Source organism: Streptomyces sp. NPDC005483, from assembly GCF_040606035.1.
GTDB lineage: Bacteria > Actinomycetota > Actinomycetes > Streptomycetales > Streptomycetaceae > Streptomyces.
In genome coordinates this window covers 1-3,010 of the sequence record NZ_JBEXEA010000108.1, presented here as the reverse complement: position 1 = coordinate 3,010, position 3,010 = coordinate 1, and the positions used below count along the sequence as shown (strand labels likewise).

The following is a 3,010-nucleotide window of genomic DNA, read 5'->3' as shown; positions in this document are numbered from 1 at the left end:
ATCGCTCAGGCGGGGAGCGATCCCGACCTGCGGACGCCGAGGCGCCAGGCCGGGATGCTCCTTCAGCAGGTCATCCGTCGTCGCGTAGAGTGCGGTCGCGAGGGTGTCTAGGTTGTTGGTCACAAAACGATCTTCGACACCCTCGTCCTCGTCTCCGCAGGCATATCTTGGGATAGATCATCCAGCTCGCACTGACGCGTACTGGTCTGCCAATGACGGAGCGTGTGCGGCATTCCCCCAACCATGCATGCTCGTCGGCTATCTGATTTTGATGATCACCTTTCCGAACGGGCTGGCCGATTCGTAGTACCCGTACGCTGCCACGGCTTCTTCGAACGGGAACACCTGGTCGAGGACTGGTCGGAGCCGATGCGCGGTGATGACGTTGTTCATTGAGGTGAACTGGGCGCGACTGCCGACGGCCAATGCGCGGACCGTAGCGGCGACGCCGAACAGCAGACGAGGGTCGACCGGTGGCCAGTTGCCGGAGACGGACCCGACGAAGGCGATGTGTCCGTCGACGGCGACCGACTTCAGCGACTGCTCCAGCGTTCCGGCGGTGTCGACGACGCGGTCGACCCCTCGCCCGGCGGTGAGTTCACGGGTGGCGGTGTGCCAGTTCGGGATGTTGCGGTAGTTGATGACGTCGTCCGCTCCCAGATCGCGAAGGCGCTGTTCCTTATCCGCGCGGCTTGTCGTGGCGATTACTCTCGCGCCCAGGAGTTTGGCGAACTGCACGGTGAACAGCGACACGCCGCCGGAGCCGGTGGCCAGCACGGTCTGTCCGCGCTGGATTCCGCGGCCGTCGCCGGTCAGGGCGTTCCATGCCGTGACGGCGGCGCAGGGAAGGGTCGCCGCCTCGGCGTAGGAGAGGTGGTCGGGGATGTGCACGAGGGCGTCCTCGGGGAGGATGGCCAGCTCGGTCAGCATTCCGTCGAGCGAGCCACCCAGTTGCGGCAGGTATGCCGGTTCCAGCGGGCCGTCCAGCCACCGCGGGAACAGTGCGGCGGTGACGCGGTCACCTGGGCGCACCCGCCGGACGTCCGGCCCAACTGCGACGACCTCGCCAGCACCGTCCGAGACCGGTATGACGCCCGGTTTGACGGGCAGCACGTACTCCCCCCGTAGCACGAGAAGTTCGCGAAAACTGAGCGAGGCAGCGTGGACCGCGACCGCGACCTCCCCCTCCTTGGGTGTGCGTGGTTCGTGCGTGCGCAGCGAGAGGCCATCGATACCGCCGCCGGCGCTGACGTGGTAACTGCGCACCATCGATGGGAGCATTGCCGTCATCCCTCGATGAACTGGTAGTCGCTGACGATGCGGCCGTCGGGGCCGAGCATGAGGATCTCCAGCCCGACACCGGCGACCTCACCACCGTCCCGCGGCGCCATCTCCCAGTTGAACTTGACGACATCGTGGAGCCGGTCGGTGTTGCCGCGCGACCGGAAGACGAAGGTGCCCGGCGCGACGAACTCCTCGTAGGCGCGCGTCACCCGGAACTCCAGCGCGTGGTGCCCGCGAGCCTCCAGAACGAGACGGTCGAAGCCCAGCCCTTCAGCGGTCTGCAGGATCTCCTTGGGAGGCTGCAGCACATGGACAGCATCGGCGGACCATAGCTCACGAAACGCGGAGCGGCGTCGCTCCGCATCGGGTTCGTTCCACACGGCAACGTAGCGGTCGGCGAGGTTGCGGATGTCAAAGTCAACCATGGTTGGTCCCCTCGGTTGCGAATGGTCGGCGTGCGGCAACGACCGTGCCGCGCTGGCCGTCGCGCGGCAATTCCTCGCAGGGAATCGCGGATCGGCAGCCGATCGGGTTACACAAGAGGGGTGATCAGCGAATCGACCAGAGACGGGCTCGCCGGAGCGTTGCGTCAGTGGCGCACTCGGCGGCGCGTCAGCCAGCTGGAACTGGCCGTGCGTGCCGGAACCACACAGCGGCACGTCAGCTTCATCGAGAGCGGACGGTCCACCCCCGGCCGGTCATTGATCATCCGGCTGGCCGAATCCCTGGAGGTGCCGATCCGCGAGCGCAATGAACTGCTCCTTGTGGCCGGATTCGCACCGGTCTACCCGCAGACCCGACTGGACGACCCCCAGCTCGAACCGATTCGCACGGCCCTCGAACGGATCCTGCACGGCCACCTGCCGTACCCGGCGGTGGTCGTCGACAGGCACGGTGACCTCGTCTCGGCCAACGCCGCCTTCCACGCGCTCACCGCTGGTGTGGCCCCGCATCTGCTCGTGCCTCCGGTAAGCGTGCCCCGGGTGTTGCTGCATCCGCAGGGCCTCGCGCCACGCATCGTCAACTTCGACGAGTGGGCGTGGCACGTCATCGACCGCATTCAGGCCGAGAGCGTGCGCAACCCAGACGACCAACTCCACAGGCTGGCCTCCGAACTCACCGACCTGGCACCACCACGTCCGCGCGAGTCACCGCACCACCTCGGCTTCGCCGTACCGCTGCGCCTACGGGCACACGATCCGGCCGACGGCAGGGAGCTGACGCTCATCACCACGCTCACCCATTTCGGCACCGCTATCGACGTCACAATCGCCGAACTACGACTTGAGGCGTTCCTACCGGCTGACCAAGCGACCACTGCCATGCTGGCCGAACTCCTCAAGCGGTAACCGATCCGCCCGCCACAGCCCCGCGCGGCGACCAAACCGTCAACCCGTCATGCGCTCGCTCACCGCATACGAAGCCACTGACCCCTTGGAATTGATCATCTAGGCCAGCTCATCCACACATATTGACAAGCACTCCGCGGCCGAGTTCGCCGGCCCGCCTGCGTGACGATTTCAGCTACGGGACCCCGGGCGGCGTTCCTCCTCGGCATCGCTGCTCGTTGCGGTGGTCAGAATCGCGCTTGCGACGACGTCGAAGAGGTGGTCGGCGCGTGGGGCGAGGGAGGGTTGGTCGCCGAGCCATGCGAGTGCCGCGATCAGCGCGAACAGGTCGGTGCCGTCGATGTCTTCCCGGGCGGTGCCGGCGGTCTGGGCGCGGG

The 3,010-nt window shown here is 66.7% G+C and carries 3 protein-coding genes and 2 pseudogenes; 1 reads left to right on the top strand and 4 read right to left on the bottom strand.

The features are described from left to right. From ABZT06_RS50400 to ABZT06_RS50390, 3 genes and pseudogenes are all read right to left on the bottom strand, one after another. Window positions 1-123 (bottom strand): annotated as a pseudogene (locus ABZT06_RS50400) (IS982 family transposase); the annotation flags it as partial. Window positions 124-258: 135 nt separating this feature from the next. Further along, entirely contained in the window at window positions 259-1,269 is a 1,011-nt protein-coding gene (locus tag ABZT06_RS50395; RefSeq protein WP_355756650.1) for an NAD(P)-dependent alcohol dehydrogenase, read from the bottom strand. A gap of 17 nt (window positions 1,270-1,286) precedes the next feature. Then, a complete protein-coding gene (locus ABZT06_RS50390; protein WP_355756647.1) occupies window positions 1,287-1,709 on the bottom strand; it encodes a hypothetical protein in 423 nt (140 codons plus the stop codon). Window positions 1,710-1,829: 120 nt separating this feature from the next. On the opposite strand from ABZT06_RS50390, the gene ABZT06_RS50385 reads away from it, so the two are divergent. Then, on the top strand, window positions 1,830-2,633 hold the full coding sequence (locus ABZT06_RS50385) for a helix-turn-helix transcriptional regulator (protein ID WP_355756645.1): 804 nt from the start codon (window positions 1,830-1,832) through the stop codon (window positions 2,631-2,633). A 171-nt stretch (window positions 2,634-2,804) separates the two neighbouring features. Here ABZT06_RS50385 and ABZT06_RS50380 read toward each other — a convergent pair. Next, window positions 2,805-3,010, bottom strand: a pseudogene (locus ABZT06_RS50380) (TetR family transcriptional regulator); the annotation flags it as partial.

Excerpts from the sequence above, each read along its gene's own strand:
- ABZT06_RS50395 (WP_355756650.1), bottom strand. The coding sequence starts at position 1,269 with ATGGTGCGCAGTTACCACGTCAGCGCCGGCGGCGGTATCGATGGCCTC.
- ABZT06_RS50390 (WP_355756647.1), bottom strand. The coding sequence starts at position 1,709 with ATGGTTGACTTTGACATCCGCAACCTCGCCGACCGCTACGTTGCCGTG.